Annotated in this window: 24 protein-coding genes; 4 read left to right on the forward strand and 20 right to left on the reverse strand. The window is 38.4% G+C overall.

Translation table 11 applies throughout. The annotated features are described in order from the left end of the window. The first annotated feature begins 47 nt into the window (after nt 1-47). Nucleotides 48-566, forward strand: a complete 519-nt coding sequence (locus JG738_RS08265; protein WP_201337454.1) for a phospholipase D-like domain-containing protein — start codon at nt 48-50, stop codon at nt 564-566. Nucleotides 567-579: 13 nt separating this feature from the next. Here JG738_RS08265 and rplS read toward each other — a convergent pair whose 3' ends face one another. The 17 genes from rplS to JG738_RS08350 form a co-directional block, all read right to left on the reverse strand. Further along, nucleotides 580-939, reverse strand: a complete 360-nt coding sequence (rplS, locus tag JG738_RS08270) for a 50S ribosomal protein L19 (protein ID WP_201337455.1) — start codon at nt 937-939, stop codon at nt 580-582. Next, nucleotides 929-1609, reverse strand: a complete 681-nt coding sequence (trmD, locus tag JG738_RS08275; protein WP_201337456.1) for a tRNA (guanosine(37)-N1)-methyltransferase TrmD — start codon at nt 1607-1609, stop codon at nt 929-931. Before trmD ends, rplS begins: the two co-directional genes overlap by 11 nt. Next, nucleotides 1606-2127, reverse strand: a complete 522-nt coding sequence (gene rimM, locus JG738_RS08280) for a ribosome maturation factor RimM (RefSeq protein WP_201337457.1) — start codon at nt 2125-2127, stop codon at nt 1606-1608. The genes trmD and rimM overlap by 4 nt, the downstream gene beginning before the upstream one ends. 3 nt (nt 2128-2130) lie before the next feature. Further along, nucleotides 2131-2373, reverse strand: a complete 243-nt coding sequence (locus JG738_RS08285; RefSeq protein WP_084274596.1) for a KH domain-containing protein — start codon at nt 2371-2373, stop codon at nt 2131-2133. Then, nucleotides 2373-2612 carry a 30S ribosomal protein S16 gene (gene rpsP, locus JG738_RS08290; RefSeq protein ID WP_084274597.1) on the reverse strand — a complete coding sequence of 80 codons (240 nt, stop codon included), beginning with the start codon at nt 2610-2612 and terminating at the stop codon, nt 2373-2375. Before rpsP ends, JG738_RS08285 begins: the two co-directional genes overlap by 1 nt. Before the next feature lie 67 nt (nt 2613-2679). Beyond that, entirely contained in the window at nt 2680-4035 is a 1356-nt protein-coding gene (gene ffh, locus JG738_RS08295) for a signal recognition particle protein (protein ID WP_201337458.1), read from the reverse strand. A 71-nt stretch (nt 4036-4106) separates the two neighbouring features. Beyond that, the gene (locus JG738_RS08300; protein WP_201337459.1) at nt 4107-4838 is read right to left on the reverse strand and encodes an RNA pseudouridine synthase; all 732 of its coding nucleotides are present in this window, start codon (nt 4836-4838) and stop codon (nt 4107-4109) included. Next, a complete protein-coding gene (locus tag JG738_RS08305) occupies nt 4825-5118 on the reverse strand; it encodes a DUF167 family protein (RefSeq protein ID WP_201337460.1) in 294 nt (97 codons plus the stop codon). The genes JG738_RS08300 and JG738_RS08305 overlap by 14 nt, the downstream gene beginning before the upstream one ends. After that, nucleotides 5108-6253, reverse strand: coding sequence for a lipid IV(A) 3-deoxy-D-manno-octulosonic acid transferase (waaA, locus tag JG738_RS08310; protein WP_201337461.1), 1146 nt, complete (start codon nt 6251-6253; stop codon nt 5108-5110). Before waaA ends, JG738_RS08305 begins: the two co-directional genes overlap by 11 nt. Before the next feature lie 28 nt (nt 6254-6281). Next, nucleotides 6282-6995, reverse strand: a complete 714-nt coding sequence (locus JG738_RS08315; protein WP_201337462.1) for a zinc ribbon domain-containing protein — start codon at nt 6993-6995, stop codon at nt 6282-6284. Continuing rightward, nucleotides 6979-7713 carry a Nif3-like dinuclear metal center hexameric protein gene (locus JG738_RS08320; protein ID WP_201337463.1) on the reverse strand — a complete coding sequence of 245 codons (735 nt, stop codon included), beginning with the start codon at nt 7711-7713 and terminating at the stop codon, nt 6979-6981. Before JG738_RS08320 ends, JG738_RS08315 begins: the two co-directional genes overlap by 17 nt. Then, on the reverse strand, nt 7703-8566 hold the full coding sequence (gene glyQ / locus JG738_RS08325; RefSeq protein WP_201337464.1) for a glycine--tRNA ligase subunit alpha: 864 nt from the start codon (nt 8564-8566) through the stop codon (nt 7703-7705). The genes JG738_RS08320 and glyQ overlap by 11 nt, the downstream gene beginning before the upstream one ends. Next, nucleotides 8563-8811 carry a glutaredoxin family protein gene (locus JG738_RS08330; protein WP_084274605.1) on the reverse strand — a complete coding sequence of 83 codons (249 nt, stop codon included), beginning with the start codon at nt 8809-8811 and terminating at the stop codon, nt 8563-8565. The genes glyQ and JG738_RS08330 overlap by 4 nt, the downstream gene beginning before the upstream one ends. Continuing rightward, a complete protein-coding gene (locus JG738_RS08335) occupies nt 8808-9671 on the reverse strand; it encodes a DUF89 domain-containing protein (protein ID WP_201337465.1) in 864 nt (287 codons plus the stop codon). The genes JG738_RS08330 and JG738_RS08335 overlap by 4 nt, the downstream gene beginning before the upstream one ends. Then, nucleotides 9655-10164, reverse strand: a complete 510-nt coding sequence (gene purE / locus JG738_RS08340; protein WP_201337466.1) for a 5-(carboxyamino)imidazole ribonucleotide mutase — start codon at nt 10162-10164, stop codon at nt 9655-9657. The genes JG738_RS08335 and purE overlap by 17 nt, the downstream gene beginning before the upstream one ends. A gap of 120 nt (nt 10165-10284) precedes the next feature. Continuing rightward, nucleotides 10285-11556 carry a U32 family peptidase gene (locus tag JG738_RS08345; RefSeq protein ID WP_201337467.1) on the reverse strand — a complete coding sequence of 424 codons (1272 nt, stop codon included), beginning with the start codon at nt 11554-11556 and terminating at the stop codon, nt 10285-10287. A 1-nt stretch (nt 11557) separates the two neighbouring features. Next, a complete protein-coding gene (locus JG738_RS08350) occupies nt 11558-12037 on the reverse strand; it encodes an ankyrin repeat domain-containing protein (RefSeq protein WP_201337468.1) in 480 nt (159 codons plus the stop codon). 49 nt (nt 12038-12086) lie between these two features. Between JG738_RS08350 and hisJ the strand changes: the two genes are divergently transcribed. Further along, the gene (gene hisJ / locus JG738_RS08355; protein ID WP_201337469.1) at nt 12087-12905 is read left to right on the forward strand and encodes a histidinol-phosphatase HisJ; all 819 of its coding nucleotides are present in this window, start codon (nt 12087-12089) and stop codon (nt 12903-12905) included. Between the two features lie 22 nt (nt 12906-12927). Here the strand turns inward: hisJ and glnA are convergent, their stop codons facing one another. Next, nucleotides 12928-14373 carry a type I glutamate--ammonia ligase gene (gene glnA / locus JG738_RS08360; protein WP_201337470.1) on the reverse strand — a complete coding sequence of 482 codons (1446 nt, stop codon included), beginning with the start codon at nt 14371-14373 and terminating at the stop codon, nt 12928-12930. A 134-nt stretch (nt 14374-14507) separates the two neighbouring features. After that, the gene (locus JG738_RS08365; protein WP_201337471.1) at nt 14508-14948 is read right to left on the reverse strand and encodes a YidB family protein; all 441 of its coding nucleotides are present in this window, start codon (nt 14946-14948) and stop codon (nt 14508-14510) included. Between the two features lie 72 nt (nt 14949-15020). On the opposite strand from JG738_RS08365, the gene JG738_RS10515 reads away from it, so the two are divergent. Both JG738_RS10515 and JG738_RS10520 read left to right on the forward strand, forming a co-directional pair. Continuing rightward, entirely contained in the window at nt 15021-15413 is a 393-nt protein-coding gene (locus JG738_RS10515; RefSeq protein WP_255535965.1) for a cation:proton antiporter, read from the forward strand. Then, a complete protein-coding gene (locus JG738_RS10520; protein ID WP_255535966.1) occupies nt 15406-16620 on the forward strand; it encodes a cation:proton antiporter in 1215 nt (404 codons plus the stop codon). The genes JG738_RS10515 and JG738_RS10520 overlap by 8 nt, the downstream gene beginning before the upstream one ends. A gap of 75 nt (nt 16621-16695) precedes the next feature. Here JG738_RS10520 and JG738_RS08375 read toward each other — a convergent pair whose 3' ends face one another. Further along, complete coding sequence (locus JG738_RS08375; RefSeq protein WP_201337472.1) at nt 16696-17598, reverse strand: hypothetical protein; 903 nt, start codon at nt 17596-17598, stop codon at nt 16696-16698. Between the last annotated feature and the right edge of the window lie 19 nt (nt 17599-17617).

The raw sequence follows: 17617 nt of genomic DNA on the forward strand, positions 1-17617 counted from the left end.
TTAATATTTTTTTGCTTTAATAACAATTTCAGATACAAAGGAGTTACATGAAAAAGTTTCTGTTATTATCGATTTTGTCACTAGTTTTATTAGCGGATGATCTCTATTTTATGCCTTTCCAATCAAAACAGGCACAAACAAAACTTCTTTCATGGATAGACAAAACTCATAGTTCTATAGATATAGCAATGTATAGTCTCACCAATCGCACAATTGCCAAACATATCAAAAATGCTGCAAGAAGGGGTGTGAAAATTCGTCTAGTAAGTGATTATGAGCAAAGTGTGAAAGATAGATATTCTAAAATTGGTTATCTTGCAAAATATAAAAACATCAAAGTACGTCTCATTCGGGGAAAATACTCCAAACGAGGAGAATTTTATGGAAAAATGCATCTCAAACTTGCTATTTTTGACAATAAAAAACTTGTTTTTGGATCTGCTAACTGGACAAATTCTGCTTTTAAAAGAAATTATGAGCTAATCTACTTTGCAAAGAACTACGCTTTAGCAAAGAGAGCATTAACAGCTTTTGAAAGGATTTTTGCGCAATCGAAGGAGTACTAAAAGAGGGCAGAAACTATTTTCTGCCAAGCTCTTTAATTCTTGCAGCTTTTCCGCGTCTTTCTCTGAGATAGTAGAGTTTTGCTCTTCTTACACGTCCGCGTCTTATCACTTTAATATCTTTGATGCTATCACTATAAAGTGGAAAAATTCTCTCAACACCGATATTGTTAGCTCCAATCTTTCTCACTGTAAAAGTGCGGCCAGTACCTTCGCCGCGAATAGCGATACATACACCTTCGAAATTTTGGATTCTTGTTTTGTCACCCTCTTTAATCTCCACTGCCACTCTTACAGTATCACCTGCTTTAAATTCAGGTACACTCTTTTGCTCAAGTTGCGCTTTTTCGAAATGCTCGATATATTTATTTCTCATCCTCTATCCTTTTATCAGGTCTATAATATCGTGTTCTTATTACAGCCATATCATATTTTAAGGCGCTAATTTTACTATGATTTCCCTTTAAGAACTCTAAAACTATATGTTTACCTTGAAAGAGATTTGGCTTAGTAAAAGCAGGAGCTTCTAGGAGTTCTTTTTCAAAACTCTCCTCTTGCAGCGACTCTTCATTGCCTAAAACTCCTGGAATATTACGCACAATAGCATCACTCATTGCAAGTGCAGCAAGCTCACCGCCTGTGAGCACAAAATCACCCAGACTTAAAACCTCATCAGCATAGATCTCAATAAGCCTCTCATCAAATCCTTCATATCTCCCACAAACAAAGACTATGTGCTCTTTTTTGGCAAGCCTCTTTGCATCTTTTTGCTTGAATGGCTTGGCAGCAGGTGTCAAAAAAATCACCCATGAATTTTTATCTGTATATGCCTTGAGTGCGCTGGCAATGGGCTCGGGCTCTAGCAGCATACCAGCTCCGCCACCAACTTTTTGCTTATCAACTTTTTTATGTTTGTCTTTACTAAATTTTCGAAAATCTACAAACTCAATCGAAAAGAGGTTTTTTGCAAGAGCCCTTGCAAGAATTGAGTCACTAAAATAGCACTCCATCAACTGGGGAAAAAGTGTAAGATAGGTTATCTTCATGAAGCTTCCAGAATATCTCTTGCCCCAGCAACTTCAATGCGTCTCTTTTGTAGATCTACATCTACTATAAATGGATCGCTAAAGGGAAGCAAAAAACTCTTTGGCAGATTCATCCGTATAAGTTCTGGTGCAGTTTGCACAAGAAGATAATCACTTTGTGGCATTCTTTGGATATCTTGGACTTTTCCTAAATACTCGCTATTTTCATAAATATCTAACCCTATTATTTCAAACCAGAAGTACTCCCCCTCATTGAGGTTCAATTGCTCTTTGCTTTTTTGCTCATCACTATAAAGATATGCGTTGGTCAGTTTTTTTGCATCTTCTGGAGTATTAATGCCTACGAATTTAATAGTTCCACGCTGTGGATTAATTCGCTCAATGGTAAGTTTTCCTCTATCGCTCTCAAAAGAAGCACCCTCTTGAAACTGCTCGGGAAAATCAGAGAGATCGAAAAAACGCATCTCTCCTTTGAGACCTACACTACGCCCTAGCCTGGCTATAGCCAGCTTTTTCACTCGCTACTCCTTTGGCTGGACATTCACTTTGTAGCTTACTCCATCCTTCGCTTTACAGCCTGAAATCACTGTTTTTATAGCACCTATCATCTTACCCTCTTTGCCAATAATTTTTCCCGCATCAGCTTTATTGGCATAGATGGTGATTTCGCTATAATTTTCGTTGACTTGATTGAGTACAACTTCTATATCTTCTGGATGATTCGCTAAAAGTTTTGCAAATTTCTCTACAAAATCTTTTACCATTATTTAGCTTCCGCCCATTCACTAATTTTTTTCACACGATCGCTCATTTTTGCACCAACACTGAGCCAATAGTTGAGGCGATCTTTATCGATTTTTGCAGTTGATGGCTCTGTAAGAGGATTGTAGTAGCCTATAATTTCGATCCATCCGCTATCTCTTCTTTTTCTGCTATCTGTTACTACAATTCTATAAAATGGCTTTTTCTTTCTACCAAAACGTGCAAGTCTGATTACTGTCATTGAGTTTTCTCCTTTTTAAGTTTAATATTCTAACCACTTCACACCTGGATGTAAAGTGGCTAAAATATTAGCGAATTGGCGGAATTCCTTGTCCACCCATCTGCTTCATGAGATTTTGCATATCTTGCATACCCTTTTTACCAGCAAACTTTTTGGCAAACTTGGCTGCATTGTTAAACTGTTTAAGGATCTTATTCACCTCTTGCTGACTTAGTCCCGCCCCTTGGGCAATTCTGCGCTTGCGTGAGTTGTTTTTGAGTATGAGATCCGGATCTTTACGCTCTTTTGGTGTCATGGAGTTAATCATCGCTTTAATTTTTTTAATCTCTTTGGAGTTTTCAAGATCCAAATCTTTAATAGCTTTTGCCATATTTCCCATGCCAGGGATCATAGAGATGAGATTTTTAAGGCTTCCCATCTTTTTCATAGATTCGAGCTGCTCAAGGAAGTCTTCAAAATTAAATTTACCCTTTGCAATCTTTTTGCTAATCTTTTTCGCCTGCTTCTCATCAATAACAGCTGCTGTCTTTTCTGCTAGTGACTCAATATCACCTGCACCCATCAATCGATTGGTAATACGCTCTGGAATAAACACTTCCAAATCTGGCATCTTTTCACCAGTACCAATAAAGCGCAGAGGAACACCTATTTGATGAGCAAGAGAAATAGCAACACCACCTTTGCTATCACCATCATATTTTGTAAGAATTACTCCGGTGATACCTATATCTTCATTAAACTTAGCAGCACTTCTTACCGCATCTTGTCCTGTCAAAGAGTCAGCTACATAGAAAATCTCATCAGGATTGGCTGCCTCTTTTACGCGTTTTAGCTCCTCCATCAATGCTTCATCAATAGCAAGCCGTCCAGCAGTATCTATGAGCACCACATCATAGAGCTTTTCGCGTGCAAGTTTGAGTGCATCATTTACTACTTTTACAGGATCTTTTTCATCCTCTTCTCCAAAAAAATCCACATCTATCTGCTGCGCTATTTGTCTTAGTTGCTCCACTGCTGCTAATCTTTGCAAATCTGCAGCTACAACTAAAACTTTCTTGCCTCGGAGTTTGAGGTAGTTTGCTAGTTTTCCTGTTGTAGTAGTCTTACCGCTACCTTGCAAACCTGTCATCAAAACCACTGTAGGCGGTTTACTCGCATAGACAAAGCCCTGTTTTCCAGGAGCAGTAAGGATTTGGGTAAGATTTTTTTGAAGCGCTTTTAAAAAGGAGTCTCTTCCAATACCAGCTGCTTTGGTATCAAGCTCGACACGCTGCAAAAGATCTTTGACAACTTTATGGTGCACATCAGCTTTTAAAAGACTCTTTTTGAGTTCAGCCAGTGCTTTTTTCAGTGCTTTTTCATCATCTTTGAATCGAATCTTTTTTAATGCACTGCTAAAAGAGTTTGAAAGCGTTTCAAACAAATCTCTCCCCTTATAGTTTTTGAGTTTGCAATTTTACTTAAAAGTACATTAATTTTAGCTAAATTTAATTTTTATTGGATAACAAAATCTTTTGGCTCTGGTGCTGTAAAACTATATCCTAAAAGCTCAATCTTTTTAGCATGGAGCATAATACGCTTCCATGGTCTACCACCATAGAGTGTATCTCCCAAAATTGGATGCTCTGTTCGTGCTAAATGGAGACGTATTTGGTGCGTACGTCCAGTGGTAATGATAGCTTTGACTTTTGTTTTTTTCCCATGAATTTCCAATGGCTCAATTGATGTATGAGCTGGTATGCCTTTTGAGCGAGACACCCGGCTTTTAGCTCTACCATTTTTTTTGATTGTCAAAATTGGCAGATCTACCTCATAGGGTTCTGCTACTATACCTTCCACCCAAGCTACATACTCTTTATAAACTCTTTGATTTTTAAACTCCTCAATAGCCTTTTTACGAAACTCTTTATCTTTTACTAGCAATAAAACACCACTTGTCTCTTTATCAAGACGATGAAGCAGCTCATATCCACTATCTCTTTTAATCTCTTCACTGGTAATATGTGCCGGCTTATTGATTGCTAAGATCTTCTCATCTTCAAAAATTACTTCTGGCTGCTCAACTCTTTTGACGCGAAATTTTATCTTGCTATCGATCTCGCCCCGTGCAATTTGTACCTTACGATCACCTACATAGACTAAGCCTCTATCGATGAGCTCTTTTGCTTTTTTGTTTGAGATTCCAAGCTGCTGCGCCAAAACTTTATAGGCTTTATCTTTCTTCATCCATTTCCTTTATAAATGCTGCTACTTTTTCGTTGTAAGGTATTGTAATATGTTTTCTTTTACTTGTCTCACCACTGGCAAAGAGGATATCGCTCTTCGCCACTTTAAATGTTTTACTCAAAAATTTTACTAGCTCTTTGTTTGCAGCTCCCTCAACTGCAGGAGCTTTAATAGCAATTTTAAGAGAGTCTCCCAAAATGCCCGCTATTTTATTTTTGGAAGCATTAGGTTGCGCTTTGATAAAAAGATGCACTACATCTCCATCTATTTTATACCACACTTTTGATCCTTTCAACGAGAGGCGAGAGATCTACTGCTGCTTCAATAGAGGTTGGCTGCCATTTTTGCTCCAATGCATTTCCAAGATCTTGCGGTGCAACAATCTTAATCCCTTTTACATATCCATAACTCTCTTTATGGTTATGAAAATAGGGACCACTGATGATAGGTTTATGGAAAAAGGCAGGCTCTAATGGATTGTGCCCACCAATGCCTTCAATGAAACTTCCTCCAAGTATGACAAGATCGCTCACTGCATAGATATTAACAAGCTCTCCTAGTTTATCCACCAATACAATATCACCACTTAGCGTTGGATTTTCACTCAGTCTATAATAAGAGAGTCCCTCTCTTTTTGCAATATGCTCTAGCAGTTCATCTACTTCATCAAAGCGCTCAGGATGCCTAGGCACAACAACAAGCGTGGTTTTGTCTTTGAGATGCACCACCCACTCAGTGGCTATAATTTCTTCTTCAGGATCATGTGTGCTAGCTGCAACTACAATAGGCTTTTGCTTCTGGTAGGTTTTAGTTACTCCAGGCTTTTGCAAGAGTTTAATATTTCCAAGGACTTCAACCTCTTTTGCCCCGAGGGCTCTTAGTCTTTTGGCATCCTCAATGCTTTGTGCATACACATAGTCGATATTCTCAAATATCTTTTTATACAGCCATGAAAATCGCTTATATTTTGGAAAGCTTCGATCACTCATTCTTGCGTTAATTAAAAATGTTGTGGCACCTCTTTTCTTGCTCAGATAAAAGAGCAGATACCAAAGCTCTGCTTCCATTACCACAAGTGCTGGCATAGGTTTGAGCCAAAACCACAAAAGTGGCTCAAAAGGAAGGTAGCGCGCATCAGCATTTTTGTAACTCTTTGCTGCTGCAAATCCTGTTTGTGTAATGACGCTAATATTTGCCTCTTCAAACTCTTTTACCAAAGGCTCTAATGCTTTTGTTTCACCAAAACTGCATGCATGAAAATGTACTGCCCTTTTTGCAAAAGGCGGATTGTTTTTGAGAAAAAACCTTGCTGGAATTGCTTCGCGATACTTGCTTTTAAATTGTAAAAGTAGCAAAAAGGGCAAAAAGACTACATAAGCAAATGTAGTAATCAGAGTATAAATAGCGGTAAACATCTTTTTGCAAAAGAGCCTGAGGCTCTTTTTACTCGTTTTCCTCTTCTAAATATAAAATTCTTCCACAGTGTGGACAGGTAGTTATCTCTTCACCTTTAATAACACTTGCATAGGTCTTGTCATTTATTTTCATAAAACAGCCCATACAAGCCTGTTTTTTCACAGGTACTACAGCTGTATTGCCAGCCCATCTGCGAATTTTCTCATAAAACACCAATATCTGCTTAGGAATTTTTGCTATGAGTTCACTCTTTGTTGCAAAGAGTTTTTCACGCTCATTTTCAAGTTCTTGGAGCTCTTGCTTCACTTCATCTTCCATTTTTTTGTACTGCTCTTCACTTTCCTGTAATCGCTCTTCAAAACTTTTAATCTCATCTTGTTTTGTTTCGCAAATATTCTCAAGTCTTGCAATCTCTTCATTTGCAAAATTTATCTGCTCTTTTGCTATGTCCTCTTCAAGCTGCAAAGCTTTAAGCTCTTTTTCTGTTTTAACCTGCGCACTCTTCTTTTCTATATCAGCCAATTTTTCGCTTAGCTCTTTGAGGTGCAGCTCATTTTTACTCTTTTTGAGTTCACACTCTTGAATCTCATTTTTGAGCTGCTCGATCATCTCCTCAATGTTTTTTTTCTCTTGCACAGCTTTTTTGAGTTTTTGCTCTATATTTTCGATTTTTGGGCCAAAATCATCTATTTTTTTATCAATTTTAGCAAGTTCTACAAGCTGGCTAATATATTGTTTCATTCCAGACCTTTAAGGGTTTTTTTATTGACGCAATTATAGCTTTAATTGCTCTCTTTTTCAATTGCTCCGCTAATGCCTCTCCAAAATAGCGCTCACTCTCAAAGTGACCTATATCAATCACACTCAACCCAATCTCCTGCGCTTTCATTGCATCATGGTATTTGAGGTCTCCAGTTAAAAAGAGATCTGCTTTAACCATATCGATGAGAGATCCTCCACTGCCAGTAGTGAGAGCTATACGTGAAATGCGTTCACTCGCTTGTACATAGCGGGGACATGTGAGATGAAATTTCTTGCTCACCCACTGAAGAACCTCATTAAATGTGCAATCTTTGTCAAAATAGCATATAAAATCATCGCACTCTGGCTCAACACCTAAGACTTTCTGCGCTACATAGCTATTGAGATGGGTTTTATCAAAGTTTGTATGCATTGCAATATGAGCGATATCCTTTTTTATCATCTTTACAAGAAGCTTTGCTGGATAGTTTGAATACTCGAGTGAAGTAAGTTTTCCAAAAATGAGTGGATGGTGTGTAATAATGAGGGAGCCTTCAGGGAGACTCTCTACAAGCTCTTCATCAATATCGATACAAAGATAGATCTCTTTAATCTTTTTTTCTAAATTTCCTACTTGTAATCCAGAGTTATCCCATTTCTCTTGCAACTCGAAAGGACTTATCTCATCTAGGATCTTTAAAATATCTTTAAGCTTCAAGGAGGCTCTCCCTATATTTCTCCGCACACCCTTTTGCAAGTTCTCGCACTTTTAAAATAAAGTTTTGCCGCTCTGTCACACTAATAGCTTTTCTTGCATCGAGTGTATTGAAAATATGGCTTGCTAATAAGCAGTAATCATATGCTGGCAATGGAAGGTTCTCTTCTAGTGCTCGCTTACACTCCTCTCTTGCATCCTCAAACCACTTAAAAAGCATCTTTGTATCTGCTACTTCAAAGTTGTATCTGCTATATTCAAATTCCCCTCGCTTATGCACATCTGCATAGGTAATAACTTGATCACCATTTTTACTCCAGACAATATCAAAAACGCTCTCTACGCCTTGCAGATACATAGCAAGACGCTCTGTACCATAAGTGATCTCCACAGCTACGGGCTCGCACTCAAAACCACCCACTTGCTGAAAATAGGTAAATTGTGTCACCTCCATACCATCAAGCCACACTTCCCAACCTAGCCCCCATGCTCCAAGAGTAGGGCTCTCCCAGTTATCTTCGACAAAGCGAATATCATGCTTTTGCCACTCTAACCCCAAAGCTTCTAGGCTTTTGAGATAAAGCTCTTGGATATTGGCGGGACTTGGCTTGATGAGGACTTGAAACTGATAGTATGCGCCAAGTCTATTTGGGTTTTCTCCATAGCGGCCATCTGTAGGACGTCTGGAAGGCGCTACATAAGCTGTTGCCCAAGGTTTTGGATCGAGGGATTTTAAAAACGTAGCTGGATGAAATGTCCCAGCACCACTTGGAATATCGTATGGCTGCATAATAACGCAGCCCTGCTGCGCCCAAAAATTTTGTAATTTAAGAAGTAGTTCACTAAATGTAATCATGAAAGCCCCAATTCTTTTTCAATTTTTGCTTGATCAAACCCGCAGATCCACCTGCTTCCCACAAGAACCACAGGAACGCCTCTACATCCATGACGCATACAGTCTTGCGCAGCTTTTTGATCTTTACTGATATCTATCTCTTTAAATTTTATCTGGTTTTTGCGAAAGAACTGCTTTGCCCGTGTACACCAGACACATCCTGGACTTGTAAAGAGTACTACGCGTTTTTGCTTCTTCTCACTCATAGATCCTCCTTTGTAGCACAGATTAAATCTCCAATATTTTTACCAATACGATTTGCTACAACACTGCATTTTACTTTAAAAAGAAAATAGACTCTGCTATCTTGGTAGCTCTCCATACACTCAAAATTCCCCATTCCCTTTGCAAGAATGAGATCTGCACCATCAAAAAGAGCTTTTGCTTGCTCATTTGCACGCTCATACAAAAACCCTGGCGTATCAACCCCACTATCTACCACTTCACATACGCGATCAAGCCCTACCATTTTTGCTTCTTGTAGTGTTACATCATTGATAATAGGCCTACCGCGTACAAAGTAGTAAATCTTAATATCTAGCACCTTTTTAATCTCTTCAATGAGAATCTTATCAAAAAGATGCTCACCCACATTATCTCCGATAATAAGGAGCTTTTGAGCCTTTTGCAGTTTTTGGATAAATTCGCTCTTCCTATCAATGGCAAAAGGAGCTTCAAATATCTTTGCAATCTCTTCTTGGATATCAAACATCACTTCTGTAGCAAAGTCGATCACATTTCCAGCAACACTAGCACGGAGTGCTGCATCAAGCCTTTGAGGGCTTTGTGCGATTTTTTCCTGCACAAAAGGAACATACTCCTGTGCTTTTTGGATAGACTCTAGCTTTTTTTGACTATAGAGATCCTCTTTGCCTACTACTTTACTGATAGCTGGATAGAGAATAGCTGCTGCTTCTGGTGGAGTCTGCTTTGGCGTGATTGAAGCTAATATCCCAGCACTTTTTTGCATAATAGCATCAGCGCACTCCTCATCACACTCCAAAGCCTTGCTCACACGCAGCGCCTGGTTGTAAAGACATACAAAACAATCAGGCTTGAGTAGCATCTATTATCACTTCCACTTCACTTGAATCTGCTTCCACCTTTTTTGCTTTGCTGAGGCGATCTTCTTGGAGTTTTGCTCGTAACTCCTCATCATCAATTGCTAAAATCTGCATTGCCAAATAAGCTGCATTGACTGCTCCTGCTTTTCCAACTGCAACAGTGGCCACCGGCATTCCCGCTGGCATCTGTACAGTGGAAAGCAGGGCATCCATACCATCCATAAACCCACCCTTCATAGGTACTCCTATGACAGGCTTGACAGTGAGACTTGCCACTACTCCTGCTAAATGTGCGGCCATACCAGCAGCACAGATGAAGACCTTTGCGCCCTTCTTTTCAGCTTCACTCACATAACTTTTCGTTCTATGAGGACTTCTATGGGCACTAGAGATAATGAGCTCATATGGTACACCAAATTTATCAAGAACCTTTGCGCACTCTTGCATCACCTCATAATCGCTCTTACTCCCCATAATGATAGAGATAAATCGCATTCTCACTCCTTTGTATCACAATTGCAACAATAAAATTAATGTGCAATTATATTGTAATTCTATTAAGAGACTACTAAGAAAACTGTATCAATACTATCTTCATCTACTCTTTTAGAAAGCTCAGTCTACTTTATCAGCTATCTTCTTTCTTAAAAAAGTGTATGGAGGCAGTTGACAAGGAAGTTTTACAGGATTGATATTGCCACTATGAATGCACTCATACTCTTTATTGGCCTCAATTTTATTGAGTTTCAACCACCATCTCCCATCTTTTTCATAAACTGCACCTACCTCATTAGAGCAAGCAGAAAGTTCTGTACCATCCGGTACAACAATCTCTAACTCATCTCCTTTACAGATCTTATCTTTTGTCAAAAAGTGCATTCCATCTTCAAGCACTTCTGCTTTTACCTGGTGGGTTCCTTCACTAATGGAAGAATCCAACTTTTGCGTGCCACTCTTCTCATAAGGGCGACTTACCAAATATCCATCTGTAAAACCACGATGCTTTGTGGTATGGAGCTCTGCTTGGTATCTGCTTGGCTCGAATTCCCCTTTATAGTAATCATCAATCGCCATGCGGTATGCTTTTGTGGTAATTGCTGCGTAGTAGTCACTCTTTGTTCGCCCCTCAATCTTGAGGCTATCAACTACCCCACTATCCAAAATCTCTTTGATATGGCTTGCAAGATTAAGATCTTTTGCATTCATTATATATGTGCCTTCACCCTCAACCTCTTCTAGTTTAAAAAGGGTTCCAGTTTCAGGATTTTCTGCATAGAGGGTGTACTCAAAGCGGCAATCATTAGCACAACTTCCTCTATTTGGCACCCTCCCACTTTGCACTGAACTTATAAGACATCTTCCACTATACGCAAAGCACATACTTCCATGCACAAAGATTTCAAGCTCTAAATCGGGGAGTCTCTTTTTAATCTCTTCTAAATCCTTTAGCCCAATTTCACGTGCTGCAATTATGCGTCGTACTCCCAAATCGTAATAAACTTCGGCATCAAGATAGTTCATCACATTGGCTTGGGTAGAAAGATGCAAAGGAATATGCGGCGCAATATCTTTGCATAGCTTAATCACACCCGGTGTACTTACAATAAAAGCATCTGGCTCCATTGCCGCCATCGATTCAATATGTTTGGCAAAGAGCTTTATTTGAGAATTAAATGGAAAACCATTGATTGTTACATAGACCTTTTTACCTAAGCTATGGGCATACTCGATTCCCTCTTTGAAACTCTCCATGTCAAACTCTTTGCCACTGCGAATGCGCAAGCTGTAGTGGCTCACACCACCATAGACTGCATCTGCCCCATATGCAAAAGCAATTTTTAACTTTTTAAGATTGCCTGCAGGACTTAGAAGCTCTACCCTTTTCAATCTATTTCCCTCTTTTTTCTAAAATATTGATTAAGTGTTCATACCCTGTCATCTTTGCATAGTCTCTTGCACTCTTTTCAAATGTATCAAGCACCTCCGTATCTACGTTGCACTCTTCAACCAAATAGCGCGTTATCGCTTCATCTCCATAGGCCATTGCAGCCATGAGAGGCGTAAAGCCAGATTTACGCTTGGTAGTATTTGGATCGATGCCAGATTCTACCAAAAACTTCACAATATCAAGGCGTCCCTTTTTTATCGCATCATCGATGATGCCCACTCCCTCCTCATCAATTTCATAGATATCCGCTCCTTGCTCAACTAAAAAGACAAATATTTCTAAACTCACTTTATTTTTGATTGCACTACGTAGTACTGAATCACCGCTTTCGGTTCTTATAGCGTTAATATCATCAATCTCTTTGCAAGCTTTCTTTACACCTGCTAAAGAGTCTCTTTTTATCTGTTCAAAAATATCCACCACATCCCCCTGTGCTATAATTAATAAGTATTATAGCAAAAGGAGCAGTATGCGCGTAGATCTGCACAATCACACAAAACGCTGCAACCACGCTACAGGCGAGATGGAAGAGTATGTGCAAAGAGCGATTGCAGAGGATATCGATATATATGGATTTAGCGATCATGCACCAATGAATTTTGATCAAAAATATCGCATGAGTTTGGAAGAAACAGATGCGTATGAAAAAGATGTGAAAGAACTGAAAGAAAAATATAAAAATAAAATTGAGATCCTCTTAGGATATGAAGTAGATTTTTTGCCAGGACTTATAGAAGATCGCATTGTACAAGCAGATGTAGATTACTTAATAGGCTCAGTCCACTTTTTACCAAAAAGCCGTAAACATGACGAGATCCTCATCCATCAAGATCTTTGGGGATTTGATAATCCAGAATTTATCGGAGAGTATAAGAATAAAGATATCAATACCATTTGGGAAGACTATTTCAGCGCAATAGAAGCACTGGCTAAGAGTGGACTTTTTCAGATTGTTGGACATCTAGACTTAATCAAAGTATTCAACTTCAAACCAAAAAAAGATGTGCGTCTCATCGCCAAAAATGCTTTGAAAGCTATCAAAGAGAACAATCTTGTATTGGAAATTAGCAGTGCTGGTTTGCGTAAACCTGTAGGAGAGCCCTATCCAAGCAAGGAGCTTTTAGAAGAAGCTTTTACTCTTGATATTCCTATCACATTTGCCTCCGATGCCCATGCACCTGAGCAAGTGGGATACAAGTTAGATGACGTGATGCAAATGGCAAAAGAAGTAGGCTATACAAAATGTGCAGTTTTTAGAAAGAAAGAGAGGGAATTTATAGAATTTTAATATTGGGGCAAAGCCCCAATAATTAGCAAGAGTATGTAGTGATAAATTCGTATGGGTGCGGTCTACCTTCCCAAGGCCAGATAGATGTTTCAAATTTGTAGTGCTGATATGTCTGAATAAACTCTTCAGTCATAACATCACCAACTTTGAATAGATCTTTATTCGCAAGCATATGTTCGATCGCTTCTCTTAATGTATGCGGCATCTGCTGGATACCTTTTTCTCGAATCTCATCCAAAGTAAGCTCAAAGAGATCCATTTCCATAGGATCACCTGGATCGATTTTGTTTTTAATACCATCGATACCAGCAAGTAAAAGTGCAGTAAACGCAAGATATGGGTTACCAGAGCTATCTGGGAATCTAAACTCCGCTCTAACACTCTTTTCACCAGCTCCCCAAGGAATACGACAACTTGCACTTCTGTTTTGTGCTGAATATGCAAGGATTGAAGGAGCTTCAAATCCAGGAATGAGGCGCTTATAAGAGTTAGTAGAAGCGTTTGTAAATGCAGCTACCGCTTTTGCATGTTTTAAAACACCACCAATGAAGTATTTGCCAAATTGGCTGAGATTTGCATATCCGTTTGGATCATAAAAGAGGTTTTTGCCATCTTTCCAGATCGAGATATGGGTGTGCATTCCATTTCCGTTATCACCATAGAGTGGTTTTGGCATGAAAGTTGCAGTCTTTCCATTAATATGTGCTACGTTTTTAACCACATATTTTAGTTTTTGTACATTGTCAGCTGCTTCGATGAGTGTCCCAAATTTTACCCCAATTTCACCTTGTCCCTGTGCAACTTCGTGGTGGATAACATAAGTTTCTAATCCTACTTCTTCCATCACTTGACTCATTTCAGCTCTTAAATCCATCATAGAGTCTACTGGAGGAACGGGGAAGTAACCGCCTTTTGTACCAGGTCGGTGACCAATGTTGTATACATCATATTCTGGGCTATCCACGCCTCTATTCCACTCACCTTCGCTTGTATCTACTTCATAGTACTGGCAGTTGATCTCATCTCTGACTTTAACATTGTCAAATACAAAAAACTCATTTTCTGGACCAAAGTAAGCTACATCACCAATACCACTCTCTTGAAGATACTTCAAAGCTTTTTTTGCGATACTTCTTGGACATTTCTCATATGGTTGATTTTTATAGATATCATATACATCACAAATAACTACCAATGTAGGATCTGCAGTAAATGGATCAACAAACTCTGTACCAGCTTCTGGTACCAAAACCATATCAGATTTATTGATTGGCTGCCATGCTGGAAGTGAACTACCATCAAATGGAAGACCATTTTTAAATGTATCTTCATTTACCGCTTTGACATTATAAGTCACATGGTGCCATGTTCCTTTAATATCTGTAAAACGAAAGTCTACAAACTCAATCTCTTCCTCTTTGATAGTGTCGAAGAGTTTTTGTAGTTTAGCCTCATCTACTTGAAACATATACACTCCTTTTTAAATTTGAAAGTCAATATATTATATCTCAATCATTTTTAAATTATTGTATAAAAATTATACAATCCTCCAAATCTCTAGATATTGTTGAAAAAAATCACAAAATATATATCTTACTCTTTTTAAAAGAGTTTCTTCAACATTTTCATCGCTCCTTCTATTCCACCTATTTGTGACAAAAGCTGCTCAGCCAAAGATGGATCTTCACTGGTAGCCTCATCAACAACTACTGGAAGTGCATCAGCAAGAGCCTTTTTGGCGCTCTCTTCAGAGATTCCTAAGTGCTGCGCTAGTTCTTGAACTTTGTCGCTTGAGACAAGCTGCGTCACAGTATCAGCATCAATAGAAACATTCTCTCCACTCCCTATCCAGCTACTTACGATCTCCATTACGCCTCCCTCTTGCGCTTTTACAAGAAGAGAAGAGAGATCAATTCCACCTTCTCCACCCAAAACTCTCTGCAAAGCCTGCGCAATATTGTCTATATCGATACCACTTGTACTCTCATCATCGTTATTTTGTATATATTGTGCACCAATTTTGATAATTTCCATCCAATCCATAATATCTCCTGAGAAGTTTGTATAATACAGTATATCATTAGAGTAAGAAATAATTGTTGCAAAAGGCTTCTTGTGGAACAGATATGGATAATATTAGCTGCTATTTTGCTTGCTAGTGGACTTAATATAATTTTAAAAAAATTTGATCTCCCTACTGCTATTGGCTATATATTAACGGGTATTGTCATTGCTAACATTCTTCATCTCAATGTCCATAATACAGAAATTTTAGAATATGTCTCAGAATTTGGCATTGTGCTTTTAATGTTTACTATTGGTTTGGAATTTAGCTTTCAAGAGTTAAAAATTATGAAAAAAGAGGTATTCCTTTATGGTACACTGCAAGTAGTAATTACTGGTTTTCTCTTTGCACTTTTAGCTTCTCTTCTTTTTTCAATTCCACAAAAATCGGCTATTATTATCGGTTTTGCCTTAGCACTCTCTTCTACATGCTATAGTGCTTAAAATCCTTAACGAAACAGGAGATATTCACGCAAGTTTTGGACGTAAAGCACTAGGGATTTTACTTTTTCAAGATATTGCAGTTATACCACTTCTATTGATGATAGAGATCTTTACAAAAGATGTACCTATTCAGTCTCTTCTCTTGCAAACCCTTTTTAACATGTTTCTCTTTTTCTTTCTTCTCTATTTTTTAGGTCGCTATGTAATAGATAAATTTTTACACTACGCTGTTGCAACAAAAAATCAAGAGATTTTTTTACTTGCCGTCTTTTTTGTGATACTTCTTAGTGCAACTATTGCACATTTCTTTGGGTTTTCCTATTCACTTGGCGCATTTTTCGCTGGAATGCTTCTTGCAGAATCTCACTATAAGTACCAAATAGAAGCAGATCTCTCTCCCTTTCGTGATCTTTTATTAGGAATATTCTTCTTTTCCGTGGGCAATAGTATTAACATTGCAGTAGTTTTTCAAAATATCTTTTTCATTCTCTCCTTAGTAATAGCTGTTATGCTCCTCAAAGCTCTCATTATCTTTTTGATTTTACAGTGTAGCGAGCAAAAACGCACAGCCTTCAAAACTGCTCTTGCTCTTGCACAAATTGGTGAATTTGCTTTAGCCCTCTTCACTTTAGCTGTAGGCAACAATCTTTTAGATCAAAAAAGCATGCAAATTCTCTCTTCAGCTGTTATCATCTCTATGATCTTCACACCCTTTATTCTCAAACACCTCAAAACTTTGGCTGATCATATCTTCAAAGAGCCAGTACGGGAGCTCAAACTCTCTTCAACTGGCTTTAAAAACCACATCATTGTATGCGGATATGGTCCACTGGGTCGCGATATATGTAAAGATCTTAAAACAAGAGGATTTGAGTATGTAGTCATAGAGCATGATTTACGACTCTATGAAGAGGCGGTTGCAAACAATGAGCCAGCTTTTTTTGGTAATGCTGCACAAAGAGTAGTTTTAGAAAGCCTTGATCTTAAATATTCCTGCGCCGTTGTCATAACATTTCACAATCTTGAAAAGATCCGCCTCGTTACGCAGTCCGTTCTCGATCTTGCACCTCATGCACATGTGGTTGCTCGTGTAAGAGATGAAAAAGAGGCAAAAGTACTTGAAGATCTTAATATCAAAAGCCTTGTTGTTACCACACAAACACTATCAAAAGAGATGATCCAGCAGCTTTTTTACTGTCAGCTTTAGCATAAACATATAATTTTACTTTTTTACAATCAATATAACAGAGAGTTTAATAGGTAAGCTTTTACAATACTTCACCTATTGGCACACTTGATAGCGGGTAATCTTTTGCAAATAGATATGGTTAGGGCAGTTTTCACCCTCTTTGCCCGATCCAAAATCGCTCACACAAGATTTTCCCACAACGAGATAGTCGTTTTTGATATCAAACAAATTTTCATCAAAAATCTGGCTATTATCATCATTTCCATGGAGGTGGATACTATTCCAGTCGATATTCACACTATCTCCGGTAGCATGGACTCTGTCTTCATATCCACTGTTTTTAGTAATTTGTGTATAGTCAAAATGTCCAGAGCAATCGATTTTGAGAGTGATTTGCTGCTTTATTGTCATCGAACCTGCATGCAAAATCGATTCATTAGTCTGAAAGATATAGCCTCGAAGATCTTGAGAATCTTTTACTTCAAGCATCTCTTTATCACCCAAGGTATCCATACTTGAGCTGCTAGAGCTGCTTTGAGCATTCATATCTTCAAATGTAACATTGATACCATCAATAAGGGCTCGAATGCCATCTATTTTCTTATAGACAAAAGTTCCTTGTGCACTCACGCCATCAAGCTTGTAAATCTGTGTGATTTTATCTTGATTGGCATACAAAACCCAATCAAATTTTGTCTGACCATCCTTATCGAAATCACCGATATAGATCATATTCCAAGCATTGGAACCAATATGCGGATCTACATCCACAGATTTCCAACCAAAAACGTTATTTACACTTGGTGCATTACCTTGGAGCTGAAAGACTTTACCATCATTGAGCACAAAAACCCAATCAAAAGCGTTTGAAACTCCTGCAAAATCGTATGGCGTAAAGGTACCAGACTTCACAAAGGATTTAGAGAGTAAAAATGTGCGTACATCTGCAAATGAGATACTCAACAAAAGAGCGGGGATTAATAAGAATTTATGCATATAAAGCCTTTTAAAGTAA

Origin of the sequence: Nitratiruptor sp. YY08-26 (assembly GCF_016593215.1) — a bacterium.
GTDB lineage: Bacteria > Campylobacterota > Campylobacteria > Campylobacterales > Nitratiruptoraceae > Nitratiruptor > Nitratiruptor tergarcus.

What these genes read in the sequence shown, in the direction of transcription:
- JG738_RS08265 (WP_201337454.1), top strand. Translation starts at nt 48, where the DNA reads ATGAAAAAGTTTCTGTTATTATCGATTTTGTCACTAGTTTTATTAGCG.
- rpsP (WP_084274597.1), bottom strand. Translation starts at nt 2,612, where the DNA reads ATGACAGTAATCAGACTTGCACGTTTTGGTAGAAAGAAAAAGCCATTT.
- glnA (WP_201337470.1), bottom strand. Translation starts at nt 14,373, where the DNA reads ATGTTTCAAGTAGATGAGGCTAAACTACAAAAACTCTTCGACACTATC.
- JG738_RS08330 (WP_084274605.1), bottom strand. Translation starts at nt 8,811, where the DNA reads ATGAGTGAGAAGAAGCAAAAACGCGTAGTACTCTTTACAAGTCCAGGA.
- JG738_RS08285 (WP_084274596.1), bottom strand. Translation starts at nt 2,373, where the DNA reads ATGGTAAAAGATTTTGTAGAGAAATTTGCAAAACTTTTAGCGAATCAT.
- JG738_RS08365 (WP_201337471.1), bottom strand. Translation starts at nt 14,948, where the DNA reads ATGGATTGGATGGAAATTATCAAAATTGGTGCACAATATATACAAAAT.
- glyQ (WP_201337464.1), bottom strand. Translation starts at nt 8,566, where the DNA reads ATGATTACATTTAGTGAACTACTTCTTAAATTACAAAATTTTTGGGCG.
- JG738_RS08335 (WP_201337465.1), bottom strand. Translation starts at nt 9,671, where the DNA reads ATGCTACTCAAGCCTGATTGTTTTGTATGTCTTTACAACCAGGCGCTG.
- purE (WP_201337466.1), bottom strand. Translation starts at nt 10,164, where the DNA reads ATGCGATTTATCTCTATCATTATGGGGAGTAAGAGCGATTATGAGGTG.
- JG738_RS08300 (WP_201337459.1), bottom strand. Translation starts at nt 4,838, where the DNA reads ATGAAGAAAGATAAAGCCTATAAAGTTTTGGCGCAGCAGCTTGGAATC.
- JG738_RS08315 (WP_201337462.1), bottom strand. Translation starts at nt 6,995, where the DNA reads ATGAAACAATATATTAGCCAGCTTGTAGAACTTGCTAAAATTGATAAA.
- hisJ (WP_201337469.1), top strand. Translation starts at nt 12,087, where the DNA reads ATGCGCGTAGATCTGCACAATCACACAAAACGCTGCAACCACGCTACA.
- waaA (WP_201337461.1), bottom strand. Translation starts at nt 6,253, where the DNA reads ATGTTTACCGCTATTTATACTCTGATTACTACATTTGCTTATGTAGTC.
- rplS (WP_201337455.1), bottom strand. Translation starts at nt 939, where the DNA reads ATGAGAAATAAATATATCGAGCATTTCGAAAAAGCGCAACTTGAGCAA.
- JG738_RS08375 (WP_201337472.1), bottom strand. Translation starts at nt 17,598, where the DNA reads ATGCATAAATTCTTATTAATCCCCGCTCTTTTGTTGAGTATCTCATTT.
- trmD (WP_201337456.1), bottom strand. Translation starts at nt 1,609, where the DNA reads ATGAAGATAACCTATCTTACACTTTTTCCCCAGTTGATGGAGTGCTAT.